This window comes from Maribacter litopenaei (assembly GCF_025244665.1).
Classification (GTDB): Bacteria; Bacteroidota; Bacteroidia; order Flavobacteriales; family Flavobacteriaceae; genus Maribacter; species Maribacter litopenaei.
Genome location: NZ_CP104205.1, coordinates 3,361,313 through 3,380,096 on the forward strand (window position 1 = coordinate 3,361,313; position 18,784 = coordinate 3,380,096).

Here is an 18,784-nt window from a genome sequence, read left to right on the forward strand (position 1 = left end):
GATTATTCGTGGAAAACTACCTGTTTTCTACCTTAATGGCATAAACGCAAGTAAAGCCTTCAAATTCCAAAAATTTTACTTGATAATTCGAAACATCTCCTTGATAAACAATTTCTGCGGTAGTCCCATTTTGGTCGAATGAAAAATCTACAACGTTAATATGATGCAAAAAACTAATACCCTGTTTTCCGTAAATTTTATAGAGCGATTCCTTGGCACCCCAAACTATGGTGAGTTTCCGTATAATTGCCTCCGTATTTGCCAATGTTCTATACTCTTCAAAAGGAGTAAACTTATGGGCAATTCTAAGAATTTTTTCCCTGTTCTTTTCGATATCAATACCTACTTCTTCGATCCTACTAATGATAATAGCTGTAAAATGATGTGAGTGGGTAATGGAAATTAAATTACCGTCCTTGAGATGGGGTTTACCCGCTTCATCATAGTATAAATCTTAGTCCTGGTAATTATACAATGCCATCAAATGCCGAATACTCAAAAATGCCCTACGGTGTAATTCGGATTTCATTCCATTGTACCGGGTTTGACAATGCTCAGTCAACTCGATTCCCTTACTCAAAAAAGTCTCAGTCTCTTCAACTTTCCAAATAGCGATGAAAGTATCCTTGTTAACGGTTATAGTATCGTAAAGTGGCATTAATTAACAGGTATTTAGTACCTTTGCAACACATTAAAGGCAAGCTATTTTAAACGAAAATAAAAAGAAATTAAGATATGAGCACCACCACTATTCCATTTGTACCTTACAAGGTAAAAGATATAAATCTTGCGGCATGGGGAAGGAAAGAAATTGAATTGGCAGAAGCGGAAATGCCTGGTCTAATGTCGCTGCGTGAAGAGTATAAGAATGAACAACCATTGAAAGGGGCACGTATTGCAGGCTGCTTGCACATGACCATTCAAACGGCTGTACTGATTGAGACTCTAGTGTCTTTGGGAGCAGAGGTTACTTGGAGTTCATGTAACATTTTCTCTACCCAAGATCAAGCCGCGGCCGCAATTGCTGAAGCAGGCATCCCTGTTTACGCATGGAAGGGAATGAACGAAAAGGAATTTTATTGGTGTATTGAACAAACATTGTTTTTTGGTGAGGACAGAAAACCTTTAAACATGATTTTGGATGATGGTGGCGACTTGACCAATATGGTTTTGGATAAATATCCTGAATTGGCAGCTGGCATAAAAGGGTTGTCCGAAGAGACTACAACAGGTGTACATCGTTTGTATGAACGAGTGAAGAAAGGAACATTACCTATGCCTGCCATCAACGTAAACGATTCCGTTACCAAATCCAAATTTGACAACAAATATGGCTGTAGGGAAAGTGCGGTAGACGCCATCAGAAGAGCTACCGACACCATGCTTGCCGGAAAAAGGGTTGTCGTAGCTGGGTATGGAGACGTCGGTAAAGGTACTGCTGCCTCCTTTAAAGGAGCTGGTTCCATAGTAACCGTTACGGAAATAGATCCAATTTGTGCATTGCAAGCCTGCATGGACGGTTTCGAAGTAAAAAAATTGGAGACAGCCATAGGTACTGCCGACATCGTAATAACAACCACTGGAAATAAGGATATCATCAGAGGAGAGCATTTTGAAGCTCTTAAGGATAAGGCCATCGTTTGTAACATTGGTCATTTTGATAATGAAATTGACATGGCATGGTTGAACAAAAACTATGGCGATACCAAGGATGAAATTAAACCTCAAGTAGATAAGTATACTATCAATGGCAAAGATGTCATTGTACTAGCAGAAGGAAGATTGGTTAACCTTGGTTGTGCCACTGGCCATCCAAGCTTTGTAATGAGCAACTCTTTTACCAACCGAGACTTTGGCTCAAATTGAACTTTGGAATCACAATGATAATTATGAAAACCAAGTGTATATGCTACCTAAGCATTTGGACGAAAAAGTTGCGAAACTTCATTTGGCAAGACTTGGAGCCGAATTGACAGAGCTTAATGAGGAGCAGGCAGAATATATTGGGGTTACCGTAGACGATCCTTTTAAACCGGACTATTACAGATATTAATCTTATTTGCATCCTATTTATAGCCCTTACCAAAAAGTAAGGGCTTTTTTTGACTCCTATGGTTTTACTTTAATGCGATTATCCTTTAATTTCACGATCATAATTAAAGTCAAAGCTGCGATAGCATTTTAAATAGTATAATACCCTATGAAGAAAATTTATTTAATGACATTGATGTCGTTCATATTTGTCACTATATCGAATGGACAGGATGATATTTCTATAGACAAAAAATATACCAAGGAAATTGAGCGATTGGCAAAGAATAAAAAGGTGAAATACGCCTTTGGGTACATAGAAGAACAAAGGCAACAAACTACTGAGGACTATATTGCCCTGACGGAAATTCTAGCTGCACCCTTCAAAGAGAATGACAGGGGAATCGCCTTCGCTAAACTATTAGAAAATGCAGGTGTTGATAGTCTATGGACAGATAAAGTGGGAAATGTCATTGGCCTAAGGAAAGGTACGAGTGGGGAAAGTGGATATGTCGGAATCGATGCACATCTTGACGTTGTCTTTCCGAGAAGGCACGGATGTGACTGTAAAAAAAATAGGCGATACTCTAAAGGCCCCTGGTATTGGTGATGACACCCGGGCCTTGGCCAATCTTATTTCTATGTTAAATGGCATGAACAAAGCGGACATTAAAACTGAAAAGGACGTATTGATAGTTGGATCTGTTGGTGAAGAAGGTCGCGGGGGATTTAAGAGGGATGAAGTACATTTTCAACGAATCCGGTATGAAAATAGATTCTTGGATAGCGATAGATGGCGGTAGTATGGGGAGAATCAGTAATGCAGGATTGGGTTCCAAACGCTACAAACTGATTATAAAAGGTAAAGGAGGGCACTCATGGGGAGCATTCGGACTAGCGAATCCACATCATGCATTAGGCAAGGCAATTGACGTTTTTTCGAAAGAGGCATGGGCATATACCTCAGGTGACATTCCAAAAACAAGTTTTAATGTGGGACGTATTGGGGGCGGAACCTCTGTAAATTCCATCCCTTTTGAATCTTGGATGGAAGTGGACATGCGGGCCATTAGTCCAAAAAATCTAGATGAAATCGAAGAAATTTTCAAATCATCCATAGAAAAAGCCATCAAGGAATATAATGCAAGTGGCATCGAAGGTGAAGTCACCTATGAGCTCATTAAAATTGGGGATAGGCCTTCGGGCGAACTATCTTCTGATATTCCCTTAGTTCAAAGAAGTATGGCCGCCACGGAGTATTTTGGGGGAACTCCATCATTAGGTAGAGGTTCAACAAACATCAATATTCCCGTTTCCAAAGGAATACCGGCCGTATGTATTGGTAGGGGTGGTTCCGGAGGTGGGGCACATTCATTGCATGAATGGTACTTGAACGATGAACCATCAGAGGAGTCAATAAAACTTGCCCTCTTAATTACATTAGCACAAGCTGGATTGAGCAAATAAATAGAATAGATAATGACAATTTACGTTGACATGGACGAGGTATTGGCAGATACCTACGGAGCCCATATAGACATATACAATAAAGAATTCAACGGCAGGCTTACCGAGGAGTTGTGCCTAGGAAACGAAGTTTGGCATATGGTCCTGAAGCGCATCAAGAAAGTGTGAGGAACCATGCTAGGAGAAGAGGCTTTTTTAGGGATTTAAGACCAATTGCTGACAGTCAGAAAGTTTTAAACGAACTGGCTGAAAAATATGAGGTCTACATAGCCTCTGCAGCCATGCAATTTCCAAATTCCCTTGAAGAGAAAAGTGATTGGTTGGATGAACATTTCCCCTTTATACCCTGGCAGAATAGAATTCTTTGCGGGCATAAACACATCTTAAAGGGAGACATACTGATTGATGACAGGAGCTATAACCTTACCCAATTTGATGGTCGTCCATTACTATTTACTTCTCCGCATAATATTCACACAACCGGAATAGAAAGGGTGAATTCATGGGAAGAAGTTGCGGAAAAACTATTGTAAACGGCATAAAAAAGCCCTCACGTCATGAGGGCTCTATTTTTTCTTGAGAATTTAAGCTCTTAGGCCTCGAATGGCTCAATGGAAACATAGGATTTTCCACCTGCCTTTTTCTCGAATTTTACAAGTCCGTCAACACGGGCATGTAATGTATGGTCTTTACCAGCATACACATTCTCTCCTGGATTGTGCTTTGTACCTCGTTGTCTCACGATTATATTACCGGCAACGGCAGCTTGACCACCAAAAATCTTAACGCCCAGGCGTTTCGATTCTGATTCCCTACCGTTTTTTGAACTACCTACACCTTTCTTATGTGCCATAATTTTAAGGTTTTATATTGTTATACTTTGGGGATAAAGAGCTTAGGACTCTTTACCACCGTCCAATTCGTCTTGCCATTTCTTTAATTCGTCCCATTTACCTTCGGCAGCCAATTTAGCTTGTGCTGGCCAAGTATCCGTAACGTGGTTACCACGTACATCTGAGATGATTTCAGAAATTTTCTCTGGTGTTGATTTAGCCAATTCCGCGTAAGTTGTAATGCCAGCAGCATTCAAAGTTTCTGCGATTTTTGATCCAATTCCTTCTACCTTTTTAAGGTCATCAGCTGAAGCTTTTGCTTTAGCGGCCTTTGGTTTAGAGGCAACCGACTTTTCTACAGGAGCAGCCTTACCATCTGCCTTTGGTTTAGCGGAAGTCTCTTTTTCAGCAGGTGCGGCTTTTTTGGCGCCCTTCGCAACAATGGATTCAATTACAATCTCAGTTAAAGATTGTCTGTGACCATTTTTCTTTCTGTAACCCTTACGTCTTTTCTTATGAAAAACGATTACTTTGTCACCTTTAAGGTGCTTAATGACTTTAGCCTCAACTGCGGCTCCGTCTATAGCTGGGGCGCCAACGGTAACGTTCTTGCCGTCATCCAAAAGAAGAACATTGTCAAAAGTTATCTTTTTACCTTCTTCTGTTTGTAAACGGTGAACATACACTTTTTGGTCTTTTGCAACTTTAAATTGCTGCCCTGCCATCTCTACAATTGCGTACATATCGTTAAAAATGTAATATTAAAACCTGATGGATTTTTTCCAAAGGCGGGTGCAAATATACTGCTTATTCCTTAACCTACAAGGTATTTTTGATGATTTTAACCCCTTCCTTGTTTCAAGTTATTGGATGGCTTAAAAAGTTGCATAAATGATAGGGTAAGTACCAAGGAAGTCACAAAACCCATAGTAGCGACAACCAAAAAAACGATGGCCTCAAAATTTTCATATTCCTTTGCCCACTTCGTAGATAGTTCTTCCAAAAAACCAGGTGACAACTCTGTGGAATAAAAGGCAAAAAACAGCGTAAAGATTAGCGTTGCTACACCTCCAGTAACAAGGCCGGCAACGAAGCCAGTACCATATTCAAATGTTTCAGGTCTTTTAATTTTCAGATATTTAATTGTCTCATAAATCCCAAATCCGGTTATTATCACATTAAAAAGACTATAGAACACATTCGTATGCAGGCCCATTAATGCCAGTATCAAAAAATAAGCAATGAGACAGGCACTGGTAACAATTCCAAATCTTATGGGAAGGGTATAATTTTTCATGATGTTCTATTTTGTTCCTAAAAGTTAATAAAACTTCGGGTAAAATGTATCCAAAACTGCCATAAAAGAAAGTCATTTGATAAGACTAACCTTACAAAAAGCGTATTTTAGTGTAACAAATCCAATAAATCTATACCAATGGTATAGAACAACACTAAACATTGAAAAAATGAAGAAAACTTTACTTGGGGTTATTACCCTTTTATTTTCTTGCGCATTAACCCATGCCCAAGAAGTCAAATATGAGGAGTATGACCTGGAAAATGGCCTTCATGTCATCCTTCATCAAGACAATACGGCCCCTGTGGTCACGACTTCGGTAATGTATCATGTGGGGGGAAAAGACCGAACAGAAGGTAGAACAGGTTTTGCACACCTCTTCGAACATCTATTATTTGAGGGAACCCGAACATTGAAAAAGGCAAATGGTTTGAAATTGTATCCTCCAATGGGGGTACCAATAACGCCAATACGACACAGGATAGGACCTATTATTATGAGGTCTTCCCATCGAATAACCTGAAATTAGGTCTTTGGTTGGAGTCGGAAAGAATGCTTCACCCCGTGATTAATCAAGATGGTGTGGATACACAAATAGAGGTGGTTAAGGAAGAAAAAAGGCTTAGATATGACAATTCCCCTTACGGGCGGTTATTACCAGTTTTGGGTGAAAATCTATTTGAAAAGCACCCTTACAAAGATCCCAATATTGGTTACATGAAAGATTTGGAAGCCGCGACCCTGGAGGATGTTAAGGCATATAATGAAAAATACTATGCGCCCAATAATGCGGTGCTTGTCGTTGCCGGAGATATTGATGTCGATCAAACTAAAAGTCTGATCAAGGATTACTTTGGGCCCATACCCAAAGGCACTCAGGTCACGAGAAATTACCCAATGGAAACTCCTATTACTACAGAGAGAAGGGTACAAGCCTATGACCCAAATATTCAAATACCGGCAGCCGGATTGGCCTACAGAACACCTGGTTTTAAGGAAAGGGATGCCTACGTACTAGATATGATTTCCACCTATTTAAGTGACGGTCCCACCTCAAAATTGTATAAAAAAATGGTGGACGACCAAAAACAGGCTTTGCAAGTTGGAGCCTTTAATATTCCCCAAGAAGATTATAGTATGTACTTTGTTTTTGCCTTACCTGTTGGAGAAACTCCCTTGGACACACTAATCTCTGAAATGGAAGAAGAAATTGCCAAGGTACGCACCAATCTTATTTCAGAGAAAGACTATCAAAAACTTCAAAACAAGTTTGAAAATCAGTATGTAAACTCCAATTCAAGTGTTGAAGGCATCGCCAATTCCTTGGCCAGGAATTATATGTTATTTGGTGACACGGAACTAATCAATAAGGAGATTGAAATTTATCGATTCGTTACACGAGAAGAAATTATGCAAGTGGCCACTAAATATCTAAAGCCCAATCAACGAGTCATTATCGATTATTTACCTGAAGAAAAACCTTCAAATTAGAAAAGGAAATGAAAAAGTTACACATCATACTATTCAGCATATTTTTAACCACAGCAGTCCAGGCACAGGTGGATAGAACCATAATGCCAAAACCGGGGCCAGCTCCGAGAGATAAATCGGAAGAACCCCAAAGTTTTAACTTAAATAATGGACTAAAAGTAATGGTCGTGGAAAACCACAAATTACCAAGGGTATCCATTCAATTGACCATTGACAATCCTCCTATTTTAGAAGGCGACAAGGCTGGGGTTTCAAGTTTAACCGGGTCATTGCTAGGACAAGGTTCAAAGAACATTCCCAAGGACGATTTCAATGAAGAAGTAGATTTTCTTGGCGCCCGACTCAGTTTTGGTTCCCAAAGTGCTTTTGCTAGTTCACTTTCCAAATATTTCCCAGAATGATGGAGTTGATGGCCGATGCCGCCATTTATCCAAATTTTACCCAAGAGGAATTCGATAAGGAGAAGGACATATTACTTACTGCCCTAAAAGCGGAGGAAAAAGACGTCTCCGCCATAAGTGGAAGGGTACAAAGAGCCTTGGCTTACGGAAAGGACCATCCTTATGGGGAGTTTACTACCCTTGAGACGGTAAACAACATAAAGCTGGAAGACGTAAAAACCTTTTATAGGGATTATTTCGTTCCGGCCAATGCCTACTTGGTTGTGGTAGGCGATGTAAATTTTGATGAGGTCAAGGAATTAACGGAAAAATACTTTACCTCATGGATCAAAGCAGTTCCACCTTCCTTCACTTACAGCAAGCCCAAGGACGTATATAACACCCAAATAAGTTTTGTAGATATGCCAAACGCTGTACAGTCGGAAATTGCGGTTCAAAATATCGTCGATCTTAAAATGAAGGATGACGACTATTTGGCAGCATTGATCGCCAACCGGATTTTGGGCGGTGGTGGCGAAGCCCGGTTATTCTTGAACCTTAGAGAGGATAAAGGATACACCTACGGGTCATATTCCGCCCTTGGGAGTGACAAGTATGAACCTTCAAGGTTTAGGGCCACGGCAAGTGTTCGAAATGCCGTAACCGATAGTTCGGTGGTTGAAATACTCCAAGAAATTGACAGAATCATTTCGGAACCTGTGACGGAGAAAGAATTGAAAAACACAAAGGCCAAATATGCGGGAAGATTCGTGATGGCTTTGGAACAGCCACAGACCATTGCCAATTACGCTTTAAACATAGAAAAAGAAGGGCTACCCAAAGATTTTTATAAAACGTATTTGGAAAGACTGGACAAAATTACCGTTGCCGATGTTCAAAATGCGGCCAAAAAATACTTTAGTTCCTCCAATGCCGAGTTGTAGTGGCAGGAAAAGGAAGTGAAGTGCTGGAAAATCCGGAAAAAGTTGAGTTCAAAGGAAAAAAACTCCCAGTGCTATTTTACACAAAAACTGCAGAACGTACAGAAAAGCCAGATTATAATGCCGCAACACCGGAAGGCTTGACGGCAGAAAGTGTTATTGAAAATTATATAAAGGCTATAGGAGGTAAAGAGAAATTGGAAGGGGTAGATTCTTACTCCATGACGGCCGAAGCGGAAATGCAGGGAATGAAGTTGAATCTAGAACTTAAAAAAACGTCAAAAGACCAGTTTATGCAGGACATACAAATGATGGGGAATTCCGTAAGCAAACAGGTTTTTGACGGGGACAAAGGGTATATGGTTGCACAGGGCCAACGAAAAGATTTTTCAGAGGAGGAAATTACCAAAATCAAGGAGGAATCCGCTCCATTCCCGAGTTGAATTATTTAGCGGTAGGCGGTATTTCACTAGAAGGAACCGATATGGTAGGTGATAAAAAGGCCTACAAGGTCAAGATAACCGATAATAAAACCGCATTTTACGATGCGGAAACCGGACTCAAGTTACAGGAGGTGAATGTACTTGAGATGCAAGGACAGACCATGCAACAAACCATGATTCTCGGATGATTATCAAGAGGTTTCAGGGATATTGTTCCCATATAAATTAATTCAAAGTATGGGACTCCGTAATATCGAATTCGTTGTTTCAGAAATTAAGGTCAACGAAGGCGTTACTCCCGCAGATTTCGAGTAATCGAATTGACTTAATTAAAATAAAAAGCCCGCTCCATGACTGAGCGGGCTTTTACATGCAACACAACTAAATCCCAAATTATAGATCCATTAAAACTCTTATTGCTTTTATAAAAATCGGTACATTTTAAAACTATTCACATCCGTTTTTGAAAACCAGTACCGAATTATCGATTTTTAAATTCAAGTGCCATTTAATTGGAGGACTTTGTCTATAAGGGATAAAAAACGCGCTCCAGGAAGCGCGTTTTTTAATTTCCATAGTAATCAGTATGTACTAATAATACCATTGGGGAATGGGGAATTATTATATTAATACCATAAGCAAAGAATACGAAAACGTGAGAAAGACGATACAACTTATCAAAAAGTTATTATAATCTTTAAACGTCTGTTGGATTTCCTGAGTTTCCAATAGTTCCTTTTGGTTTATTTGGTTTGATGCTTTCATGTTTTTGAATTAAGGGGAAAATTGTTTGAGGGATTTTATAGGATTAAAGTATTGCTAAGAGCACGATATACTGAATGGCTAAAAATGCTATTAGGCCTTTTAGAAATTTACATTGCCCGATAAATATTTTTTGAACATCATCAGAAACATTTTTTCTGTTTGCACAACTTACGATTTCTATCTTTTTCATAATGTCGGTCTTTGCTTATATAACAACGTCACTTGAAAAACTCCCAAAAAAAATCATCTTATTTAAAAAGATTCAAGCCTAAATTTTTGAAAAAAACTTATAACTAATTGATAATGAAATATTTATTTTAAAATATTTTGATGTAAAAAATGATGACTTTTTTAAAAAAATCTTAGTATACAAACACTTCGCTTGTTTTTATATTGAAAAAATCTCCAAATCGGAGACTTTTAGTAAGTTACTTTCCTTTAGACTTCAGACTTAAGAATGGATTATAAAACCTAATTAGAGGAATTATTCATGGCCCTATTAGTATCTTTGCTTAGTTAACTAAAAGAGTACTCTGTAATGAAACTATTTCTAACCTTTACGGCCCTGTTTTTTGTCTCTACACTGTCCTCAGCCCAAGAGGGCCCTACGGAGGCGGAGAAAATTACCTCGGTACTTATTGAAGTAGAGGGGATGGCATGCCAAGAAGGTTGCGCGGATAAAATAAGTTCTAATCTTAATGGTACTCCAGGAATTACTTCTGCAGAAGTAAGTTATGTTAAGAAAGAGGCTATCGTTAAATTTAATCCAAACATTATTTCGCTTTCGGATATAAAATCAATCATTACCAACACTAAAGTAAAAGAATATACTTATACCATAGGTAAAACCACAATCAAAGAAAAATGAAAAAAATAACACTATTAATAGTAGTCGGATTTTTATTTATAACATCGTGTAAAGAGGAAAAGAGAAACGAAGAACCCTCTAAAATGGAACAGGTAATGGCTATACATAATGAGGTGATGCCTAAAATGGGCCAGCTGGGAAAATTGGTAGGCCAGTTAAAACCTATGGCAGATTCTCTTGGAGTCGATTCCCCCCAAGCCAAAGCAATGAGGGATCTACAGGATGCAAACAAGGCCATGATGGATTGGATGCAAAGTTTTGGAAATCGTTTTGATCATAGTGAGGTAATGGAAGGTAAGGAGCTGAGCGAAGAAAAAAAATTGTGGCTCAATGAAGAAGAAATAAAGATGAAGGAACTAAAAGAGAAAATAAATTCCAGTATTGCCAACGCCGAAGCTCTTCCGGAAAAAACTAATTAACGCTCTCCCACCATTCTTCTTTGTATTGAGAAGGTTGGTCTAAATAAATATATTCTCCAATTATTGGTGTAACTATCGGCACATTCAATTCCTTGGCTCTTTGGGTTACCCGTACCACCGGATCCGTCCATGGGTGCATGGCCAGTTTAAAAGCACCCCAGTGAATGGGCATTATCGTTTTTGCCTTCACATCGATTCCAGCTTGGGCAGTCTCTTCGGGCATCATGTGAATTTCTTTCCAAAGTGTATTGTACTGACCACATTCCAACATGGCAAAATCAAAAGGACTATAGTTTTGACCTATTTCCTTAAAATGGTTTCCATAGCCACTGTCCCCACTAAAGAAAATATTGGTACTATCGTTCTGTACCACCCAGCCACTCCATAAGGTCTTGCCCCTATCAGTAAGCCCGCGACCAGGAAAAATGCTGGGCAGGCGTACATTTTATGAAAAAACCATCATAGGTGGTTTCATCCCACCAATCCATTTCAATTACCCTATTCTTGTCCACTCCCCATTCTACTAAATGGGATCCTACCCCCAAGGGGGTAAAGAACATTTTAACTTTATCCTTTAATTTTAGGATAGATGCGTAATCCAAATGATCATAATGGTCATGGGATAGTATAACCATGTCTATGGATGGTAATTTTTCTATATCGATAGGAAGATTCTCGCTGAATCTTTTGCCACCCAATAAAGGATGAGGAGCAGGCACTGGTCCCAACATAGGATCGATTAATATATTCTTCCCATATATCTGATATAATAAAGTGGAATGGCCAAACCATACCAATCTTGCACGTCCATCATAGTTAACAAGATCTAGGGAATCTACTTTTGAAACAGGAAGTTCCCCCTCCGGTATCGTATTTGGTTGCGGATCAAAAAAGCCACGCATGGATTTCACATAATCATTAAAACCCATAGACATCTTTACACCTCCGATGTTTTCAAAAACACCATCTTTATAGTTTTCCGATTTTAAAAATTGCTCCTTTTGGGTATCAGAAATAGTACCTCCAAACTCCGGACTCAAGTTTACGAATAGTGCCACTAGAACAAAAAGCACAATAAATATGGTTAGAATCGCTATTAACATCCGTTTTAATATTCTTTTTAAGGTTTTCATCTAAAATGGTAATCGATTCAAATCCACATTACCCCCGAGAGATAATTATGCCTATTCTTTTATTTTGGTAGTCAGTAGGGTTTTCTCCAGTATCCCTGATCAAAGCGGCAAAAGCCACTGCACTTGAGGGCTCTATTATAATTTTCATTCGCTCCCAAACAAGCCGCATCGCAGAAACTATTTCTTGCTCGGTGACGCGAACAATTTTAGATACATTTTCCTTTATTATCGGAAAGTTAATATCTCCCAAAGTAGTCCTTAAACCATCCGCTATCGTATTCACGGTTTCGTTACCTTCAATTTTTCCGGAAACCAATGATCGGTAGGCATCGTCCGCCTCAAAAGGCTCACCCCCTACTACCCTACAATCCTTTCCAAAGTATTTAGCGGATAGTGAAGAACCAGCGATAAGTCCTCCCCCACCTACAGGACAGAAGATTGCGTTCAAATCAGGTTGTTTTTCAAGTAATTCAATGGCAGCCGTCCCCTGGCCGATTATAACGTTCAAGTCATTGGATGGATGTAAAAAAGCTGCGCCAGTTTCCTTTGCAATTTTATCGGCCAAGGATTGCCTCGCCTCCACCGTAGGTTCACATTCGTAGATTATACCTCCATAAGCTATGACTCCGTCCTTTTTTACTTGGGGTGCCGAAGTTGGCATTACAATGTGTGCAGGAACTCCTAAACTTTTGGCCGCCAAGGAAACGGCCTGGGCAAAATTCCCCGAAGAATGGGTAACAACACCTTTTTTTTGTTGCTCTCGATTTAACTCCAATATAGCATTGGTAGCACCCCTAATTTTATATGCTCCTGCTCTTTGAAAGTTCTCGCACTTAAAAAACACTTGACACTCTAAGCTTTCATTAATCAATGATGACGTTAGTATTGGAGTATTATGTACAAATTGGGCTATTCTATCATGACAATCCTTAAGTGCTACTCTGTTCATCCCCTATTATTTACTTCCATTCCAACGTTTCAATAATCCTTCTAATATCATTTTGAAGATAGGCGGCCGCCGGTAATATGGAATCATAATTCGGTTTAGTATAAAAATATACCGAACCCGTCAGAAAGTGTTCTGTGCTATCGGTGACAAAGAACTGGGATTGTGAAGCAGCGTTTCCTTGTACCTCAAACAAAGATCCATATACCTTTTTATTGGGATTTACATAAGGTTGTTCCACAATATTGTCCGCCTTGGCCGCATGCTCATAGCTTAAACGTTTTGCATCGACAATCAATTTTTCCAAATTATCATCGATCTTTTTATAACTTAAGAATATAGCCCCTTTCATTTACGGGTATTCCAAGGAGAATGCGGTTTCAGAATCCAAATTGGGTGTAGCCAGTTGATTGTATTGAAATTTAAAATTATCCGTTTCCAATGGTGAAGAGGCTCCTTCCGGATATTCCAATCGCATTTGAGCCTTTGGTTTTGGGATAGCCTGATCTTCGCATGATCCCTAGTAAAATAACAAATACGAGTAGGAGTGCTGATATCTTAAACCTCATGTGGCAATGTCACTTTAATCTGTTTTAATCTCTTCTTGTCGAAACTTTCAACTACAAATTTATAATCCTCAAAAACAACTTCCTCACCCCTTTTTGGAAAGCTTCCGGCCATTTCCAGTACGAAACCGGCTATCGTTTCAGATTCACCCTTATTTTCCTCAAAAATATCCTCATCGACCAACTTAATGACCCTATAAAAATCCTTCAAAGTGGTTTTCCCCTCAAAAACATAATTATAATCGTCCAGTTTTGAAAAAACAAGGTCCTCATCATCGAACTCATCGCTAATATCCCCAACTATTTCCTCAATAATATCTTCCAAGGTTACAATACCGGATGTTCCCCCATATTCGTCCACTACTACAGCCAAATGGTTTTTCTTGGCCTGAAAATCGGCCAGCAAATCATCCAATTTCTTATTCTCAGGTACAAAATATGGCTCACGTATCAAGGACATCCAATTAAACGACTTCCGGTCAAGATAGGGTAAGAGGTCTTTTACATATAAAACCCCAAGAACATTATCTATATTTTCCGAAAAAACAGGAATCCTAGAATATCCATTCTTTTTGATCTCCTCCAATACTTCCGGAAACTTCATTTGCTCGTTCAATCCAAAAATGTCGATTCGAGGCCTCATTACCTGTTTGGTGTCGGTATTCCCAAACGTAACGATACCCTGTAAAATCTTTTGTTCCTCTTTTGTAGTATCTCCATCCGAAGTAAGTTCCAATGCCTGGGACAAATGATCCACGCTAAGGCTTGATTTTTCCTTCCCCAACTTGTTGTATAAAAAAATCGTCCCGGAGCGCATGGGTAAGCTCAAAGGTGAAAATAGAAAGTCTAACACTCGTAAAGGATAGGCCATAAAATTTGAAAAACTCAATCGGTTTCTATTGGCATAAACTTTGGGCAAAATCTCGCCGAACATCAGAATTAGAAAGGTAGCCACTACCACTTCCAACAGAAATCTTACGGAAACGATATTGAATAGGATCGTATTTATTTCGGAAAATAGGGTGTCGCCGATTACATTAAAAATTAGTACAACCCCAATATTAATGGCATTATTGGCAATAAGTATGGTCGCCAATAGTTTTTTGGGTCGTTCCAACAACCTAATGAGGATGTTGCTTTTGTCCGTTTTCTCAGTCCTTTATTTCATTTATTTCAGTGACCGAAAGCCCAAACAAGGCTACCTCTGCCCCGGAAATAAGGGCCGAACATAAAAGAAGAAGAACTAAAACGGCAACATTTAGCGCAAATGCACTATCCATTACCATAAAAATCGAGGCCAGTGGTAAAGGGTCGGGATCCACTTACTATAATTTAATATCCAAATTAGAATGGTAAATCGTCATCATCATCCTGACTCAAAGGCGCTGATGATTTTGGGGGTGTCCTTTCATCATGATGCATTTGCTGTGGCTGGGAAGATTGACCGGAGCTGTTCTCCATACTTTCCTGCTTTGTGGTCAAAAAGGTGAAGTCCTGTACGTGCACTTCCGTAGTATATCGGGTGTTGCCATCTTCTCCTTGCCATTGACGATTTTTTAAACGTCCTTCGACATACACCTTATCTCCTTTGCTCAAATACTTTTCGCAGATTTCCGCTGCTTTATTTCTTAAAACAATATTATGCCAATCAGTATTGGTAACCCGCTCACCTGTTTGCTTGTTCGTATACGTCTCATTCGTGGCCAAAGGAAAACGTCCAATGCAACCTCCACCTTCAAAATAATGCATCTTAACTTCGTCTCCTAGATGCCCAATTAACATCACTTTATTTAATGTACCGCTCATATATTTATTCTAATATTCAAAAGTACTAAAATTTAAATGTTTTCATGAATTCCGCAATCAATACAGGAACTGGGTAATTTTTAAGATTGGAAACTTTTACTACATCTTCCGAATCAAAAACACCTTCCATTATCCGAATTTGGTATGCAAATGTTGGTGGGATAATTTATGGACAATGGCATTTTCATTATACAAGGTTATCTGTGGTTCTCCTTTAAACTCCAATACATCAGAAAAGTGATTATATATTTGCCCCAATCCTGCTTCGCTCTCAGTTTCCAATAAGGGAAATTCCCAAAGGTTTTGCCAAATTCCCCTTCCTTTTCGTTGCCTCAGCTGGGTTATTTTATTGTGCCCTTTATCATAACCAATGGGCACCAAATAGTTAAAAAACCTATTCTTTATTTTTGATTTCTTAATCTTAACCGGTAGCTCTTTTACAGTACCCTTTTCCAAAGCCATACAACCATTGGCAAGTGGACACACAGTACAATCGGGATTTTGAGGGGTACATTGCATCGCCCCAAACTCCATAATTCCTTGATTGTAGTCCCTTCTGTTCCCTGAGTGCAACATTTCCTGTGCTAGGCTTTTAAAGTATTTTATACCTGCCGTGCTGTTAATTGGTGTGGCCACTCCAAAATAACGGGATAAGACCCTATACACGTTACCATCAACTACCGCCTGTGCCTCATTGAAACAAATAGAGGAAATTGCACTGGCCGTATAATCTCCTATGCCTTTTAATTTTAATAAACCCTCATAGGTTTTAGGAAATTCTCCTTTAAATTCATCGACGACCATTTTGGCAGCAGCATGTAAATTACGGGCTCGGGAGTAATAGCCCAACCCCTGCCATAATTTTAATACCCTTTCCTCTTCCGCCTTCGCTAAATCCTCTACCGTTGGAAATGCCTCAATAAACTTAAAGTAATAGGGCATACCTTGTGCCACTCGGGTCTGTTGCAATATAATTTCGGATAACCATATTTTATAAGGGTCAACCGTATCACGCCAGGGCAGGTCACGCTTATTTTTATGGTACCATGTCAGAATTTTATCGGAAAAAGACATTCATAAAAATAATAAGCGTCAAAAGTATCAGTTTAATTACTTAAAATTAGATTATTAGAAAGAAAGATTGAATTTAATTTATATATTTGCAACCCGAAAAAAATACAGAAAATCTAATATTGTAAGATGACGAAAGCGGAAATTGTATCGAAGATCTCAGACAAACTGGGAATTGAAAAAGGAGATGTACAAGCGACAGTTGAATCCTTTATGGAAGAAGTAAAAACTTCTTTAGAAAGTGGAGATAATGTGTACCTAAGAGGTTTTGGAAGTTTTATAATCAAAACCAGGGCAGAGAAAACCGGAAGGAACATCTCTAAAAATACAACTATTAAAATCCCCGCCCACAACATTCCTGCATTTAAGCCGGCAAAGGTTTTTGTAGAAGGTGTAAAAAGCAACGTACAAGTAAAATAATAATCTAAAAGAAGAACTTTATGCCGAGCGGTAAAAAAAGAAAAAGACATAAGGTAGCTACTCATAAGCGTAAGAAGCGTAGAAGAGCTAACCGACACAAGAAAAAGTAGTTTTAGAAACTACTTTTTCGTTTTAATACCTACGTTCCTTGACATAGAGATTCCAAAAGAGAATCTCGGCAGATTTTAATATCTGTTTCCAACATTGTTTAATCTATCTATCCTTCAACTTTTTGAGGATAGATACAAATACATTCAGGTGAATAGAGAATTAATCGTAAGATCTAGTTCCAATGCCGTTGAATTTGCCTTATTAAAAGACGGAAAACTCACTGAACTTCATAAAGAGGAAGACAATAACAATTTCTCGGTCGGCGATATATTCCTGGCCAAAATTCGTAAGCCCGTAACGGGTCTAAATGCCGCATTTGTTAATGTGGGATACGAAAAAGATGCGTTCCTTCACTATCATGACTTGGGTCCGCAACTGTCTTCCATGCTAAAGTTCATTAAACAGGTGAGTACAGGAAAACTCAAGGATTATTCCTTAAAAAACTTTCCGTTTGAAAAGGATATTGATAAAAATGGGGTCATTACTGATGCCATCAAAGCAAATCAATCCCTTTTAGTGCAAATCGTAAAAGAACCTATTTCGACCAAAGGATACGTGAATAAGTTCCGAGCTATCCATTGCCGGACGATACTTGGTTATGGTACCCTTTTCTGATCGCGTCTCAGTATCACAAAAAATTGAGAGCAAAGAGGAAAAGGATCGGTTGAAAAGACTTGTGAAAAGTATAAAACCGAAAGGGTTCGGAGTAATTATTAGAACGGTTGCAGAAGGCAAAAAAGTAGCGGAACTGGACAAAGACCTTGCAAACTTGCTGAACAAATGGTCGGCAATGTGCAAAAAATTATACAAGGCACAGACGCCTTCAAAAGTATTAGTGGAGCTCAATAGGGCTTCCTCCATCCTTAGGGATATCTTTAACGATAGCTTTACCGGAATTTATGTTGACGATTCCACATTATACGGAGAAATCAAGGACTACGTTTCCGAGATCGCCCCTGAAAAGGAATCCATAGTCAAACACTACAATACCAATGTCCCCATTTTTGAAAAATTTGGAATAGACAGACAAATTAAGACTTCCTTTGGTCGTACTGCGACCATGAGCAAAGGTGCTTACCTAATAATAGAACATACCGAGGCGTTACACGTAATCGACGTCAATAGCGGAAACCGTTCCAACAAAGCAAAGAACCAAGAAGACACTGCTTTGGAGGTTAACCTTTTGGCCGCCTCTGAAATTGCAAGACAACTACGCTTAAGGGATATGGGAGGTATTATAGTAGTCGATTTTATCGATATGGTAAAATCACAACATAGAAAAAAGCTTTTTGATCATCTTAGGGATGAGATGAAAGATGACCGTGCAAAGCATAAAATTTTACCTCCTAGTAAATTTGGGCTGATACAGATTACAAGACAGCGTGTTAGACCCGAAATGAATATAAAAACAACCGAAGAGAATCCAAACAAAAACGGACAGGAGATTGAAGCTCCAATCGTTTTGATCAACAAAATCAATGTAGATTTGGAACGACTCTTGAAAGGACCTGCTAAAGACAATAGCATAACTTTAAACATTCATCCTTTCATAGCGGCCTACATTACAAAAGGATTCCCGTCCATACGTACCAAGTGGTTCTTGGAACATAAGCGATGGATAAAGATTCAACCAAGGGATGCCTATACGTATCTCGAATACCGTTTTAAAAATAAGGACGGAAAAACAATATATTGATAATTAAAAGCGACTCCCAAAAGGGGTCGCTTTTTTTGTTTTCATTTTTTGAATCCCTTCTGCCGTTTATTTAGAGCACCATACCATGTTTAAAAAAACA

19 protein-coding genes and 7 pseudogenes are annotated in these 18,784 nt (G+C 39.0%); 15 read left to right on the forward strand and 11 right to left on the reverse strand.

Annotation, left to right across the window (positions count from 1 at the left end):
* Positions 1-16: 16 nt before the first annotated feature.
* Positions 17-658: pseudogene (locus NYZ99_RS18155) on the reverse strand (4'-phosphopantetheinyl transferase family protein).
* Positions 659-735: 77 nt separating this feature from the next.
* On the opposite strand from NYZ99_RS18155, the pseudogene ahcY reads away from it, so the two are divergent.
* The 6 genes and pseudogenes from ahcY (at position 736) to NYZ99_RS18185 (ending at position 4,031) form a co-directional block, all read left to right on the forward strand.
* Positions 736-2,053, forward strand: a pseudogene (gene ahcY, locus NYZ99_RS18160) (adenosylhomocysteinase).
* 147 nt (positions 2,054-2,200) lie between these two features.
* Positions 2,201-2,641 carry a hypothetical protein gene (locus NYZ99_RS18165; protein WP_260572583.1) on the forward strand — a complete coding sequence of 147 codons (441 nt, stop codon included), beginning with the start codon at positions 2,201-2,203 and terminating at the stop codon, positions 2,639-2,641.
* Positions 2,642-2,672: 31 nt separating this feature from the next.
* Positions 2,673-2,834: a hypothetical protein gene (locus tag NYZ99_RS18170; RefSeq protein ID WP_260572584.1), complete on the forward strand. Its 162-nt coding sequence runs from the start codon at positions 2,673-2,675 to the stop codon at positions 2,832-2,834.
* Positions 2,797-3,498, forward strand: coding sequence for a peptidase dimerization domain-containing protein (locus NYZ99_RS18175; RefSeq protein ID WP_260572585.1), 702 nt, complete (start codon positions 2,797-2,799; stop codon positions 3,496-3,498). The genes NYZ99_RS18170 and NYZ99_RS18175 overlap by 38 nt, the downstream gene beginning before the upstream one ends.
* A 12-nt stretch (positions 3,499-3,510) precedes the next feature.
* Positions 3,511-3,666, forward strand: a complete 156-nt coding sequence (locus NYZ99_RS18180; protein WP_260572586.1) for a 5' nucleotidase, NT5C type — start codon at positions 3,511-3,513, stop codon at positions 3,664-3,666.
* Positions 3,630-4,031, forward strand: coding sequence for a 5' nucleotidase, NT5C type (locus NYZ99_RS18185; RefSeq protein ID WP_260572587.1), 402 nt, complete (start codon positions 3,630-3,632; stop codon positions 4,029-4,031). Before NYZ99_RS18180 ends, NYZ99_RS18185 begins: the two co-directional genes overlap by 37 nt.
* Before the next feature lie 59 nt (positions 4,032-4,090).
* Here the strand turns inward: NYZ99_RS18185 and rpmA are convergent, their stop codons facing one another.
* The 3 genes from rpmA to NYZ99_RS18200 form a co-directional block, all read right to left on the reverse strand.
* Positions 4,091-4,351, reverse strand: coding sequence for a 50S ribosomal protein L27 (rpmA, locus tag NYZ99_RS18190; protein ID WP_055396357.1), 261 nt, complete (start codon positions 4,349-4,351; stop codon positions 4,091-4,093).
* A gap of 42 nt (positions 4,352-4,393) precedes the next feature.
* The gene (gene rplU, locus NYZ99_RS18195; protein WP_260572588.1) at positions 4,394-5,074 is read right to left on the reverse strand and encodes a 50S ribosomal protein L21; all 681 of its coding nucleotides are present in this window, start codon (positions 5,072-5,074) and stop codon (positions 4,394-4,396) included.
* A gap of 98 nt (positions 5,075-5,172) precedes the next feature.
* Positions 5,173-5,628 carry a DUF4199 domain-containing protein gene (locus tag NYZ99_RS18200; RefSeq protein WP_260572589.1) on the reverse strand — a complete coding sequence of 152 codons (456 nt, stop codon included), beginning with the start codon at positions 5,626-5,628 and terminating at the stop codon, positions 5,173-5,175.
* A gap of 169 nt (positions 5,629-5,797) precedes the next feature.
* On the opposite strand from NYZ99_RS18200, the pseudogene NYZ99_RS18205 reads away from it, so the two are divergent.
* The 7 genes and pseudogenes from NYZ99_RS18205 to NYZ99_RS18220 all read left to right on the forward strand — a co-directional run bounded on the left by NYZ99_RS18205 (position 5,798) and on the right by NYZ99_RS18220 (position 10,935).
* Positions 5,798-7,119, forward strand: a pseudogene (locus tag NYZ99_RS18205) (M16 family metallopeptidase).
* An 8-nt stretch (positions 7,120-7,127) separates the two neighbouring features.
* Entirely contained in the window at positions 7,128-7,520 is a 393-nt protein-coding gene (locus NYZ99_RS22350; RefSeq protein ID WP_338039112.1) for a peptidase M16 family protein, read from the forward strand.
* Positions 7,517-8,443 carry a M16 family metallopeptidase gene (locus NYZ99_RS22355; RefSeq protein ID WP_338039113.1) on the forward strand — a complete coding sequence of 309 codons (927 nt, stop codon included), beginning with the start codon at positions 7,517-7,519 and terminating at the stop codon, positions 8,441-8,443. The genes NYZ99_RS22350 and NYZ99_RS22355 overlap by 4 nt, the downstream gene beginning before the upstream one ends.
* The gene (locus NYZ99_RS22360) at positions 8,443-8,883 is read left to right on the forward strand and encodes a hypothetical protein (protein ID WP_338039114.1); all 441 of its coding nucleotides are present in this window, start codon (positions 8,443-8,445) and stop codon (positions 8,881-8,883) included. The genes NYZ99_RS22355 and NYZ99_RS22360 overlap by 1 nt, the downstream gene beginning before the upstream one ends.
* Positions 8,880-9,071, forward strand: coding sequence for a hypothetical protein (locus NYZ99_RS22365; protein WP_338039115.1), 192 nt, complete (start codon positions 8,880-8,882; stop codon positions 9,069-9,071). Before NYZ99_RS22360 ends, NYZ99_RS22365 begins: the two co-directional genes overlap by 4 nt.
* Before the next feature lie 1,115 nt (positions 9,072-10,186).
* Positions 10,187-10,516, forward strand: coding sequence for a heavy-metal-associated domain-containing protein (locus tag NYZ99_RS18215; RefSeq protein ID WP_260572590.1), 330 nt, complete (start codon positions 10,187-10,189; stop codon positions 10,514-10,516).
* Entirely contained in the window at positions 10,513-10,935 is a 423-nt protein-coding gene (locus NYZ99_RS18220) for a hypothetical protein (RefSeq protein WP_260572591.1), read from the forward strand. The genes NYZ99_RS18215 and NYZ99_RS18220 overlap by 4 nt, the downstream gene beginning before the upstream one ends.
* Here the strand turns inward: NYZ99_RS18220 and NYZ99_RS22370 are convergent.
* From NYZ99_RS22370 to mutY, 7 genes and pseudogenes are all read right to left on the reverse strand, one after another.
* Positions 10,928-11,308 carry an MBL fold metallo-hydrolase gene (locus NYZ99_RS22370; RefSeq protein ID WP_338039116.1) on the reverse strand — a complete coding sequence of 127 codons (381 nt, stop codon included), beginning with the start codon at positions 11,306-11,308 and terminating at the stop codon, positions 10,928-10,930. The genes NYZ99_RS18220 and NYZ99_RS22370 overlap by 8 nt on opposite strands.
* A gap of 28 nt (positions 11,309-11,336) precedes the next feature.
* A complete protein-coding gene (locus NYZ99_RS22375) occupies positions 11,337-12,068 on the reverse strand; it encodes an MBL fold metallo-hydrolase (RefSeq protein ID WP_338039117.1) in 732 nt (243 codons plus the stop codon).
* A pseudogene (locus tag NYZ99_RS18230) lies at positions 12,069-13,017 on the reverse strand (pyridoxal-phosphate dependent enzyme).
* A 10-nt stretch (positions 13,018-13,027) separates the two neighbouring features.
* Positions 13,028-13,531: pseudogene (gene gldD / locus NYZ99_RS22380) on the reverse strand (gliding motility lipoprotein GldD); the annotation flags it as partial.
* Between the two features lie 41 nt (positions 13,532-13,572).
* Positions 13,573-14,902 (reverse strand): annotated as a pseudogene (locus tag NYZ99_RS18240) (gliding motility-associated protein GldE).
* Positions 14,903-14,924: 22 nt separating this feature from the next.
* Entirely contained in the window at positions 14,925-15,386 is a 462-nt protein-coding gene (locus NYZ99_RS18245) for a single-stranded DNA-binding protein (RefSeq protein WP_260572592.1), read from the reverse strand.
* 129 nt (positions 15,387-15,515) lie between these two features.
* On the reverse strand, positions 15,516-16,460 hold the full coding sequence (gene mutY, locus NYZ99_RS18250) for an A/G-specific adenine glycosylase (protein ID WP_338039120.1): 945 nt from the start codon (positions 16,458-16,460) through the stop codon (positions 15,516-15,518).
* A 126-nt stretch (positions 16,461-16,586) separates the two neighbouring features.
* On the opposite strand from mutY, the gene NYZ99_RS18255 reads away from it, so the two are divergent.
* Positions 16,587-16,877, forward strand: a complete 291-nt coding sequence (locus NYZ99_RS18255) for an HU family DNA-binding protein (protein ID WP_013306152.1) — start codon at positions 16,587-16,589, stop codon at positions 16,875-16,877.
* A 258-nt stretch (positions 16,878-17,135) separates the two neighbouring features.
* Positions 17,136-18,684 (forward strand): annotated as a pseudogene (locus NYZ99_RS18260) (Rne/Rng family ribonuclease).
* The last annotated feature ends 100 nt before the right edge of the window (positions 18,685-18,784 follow it).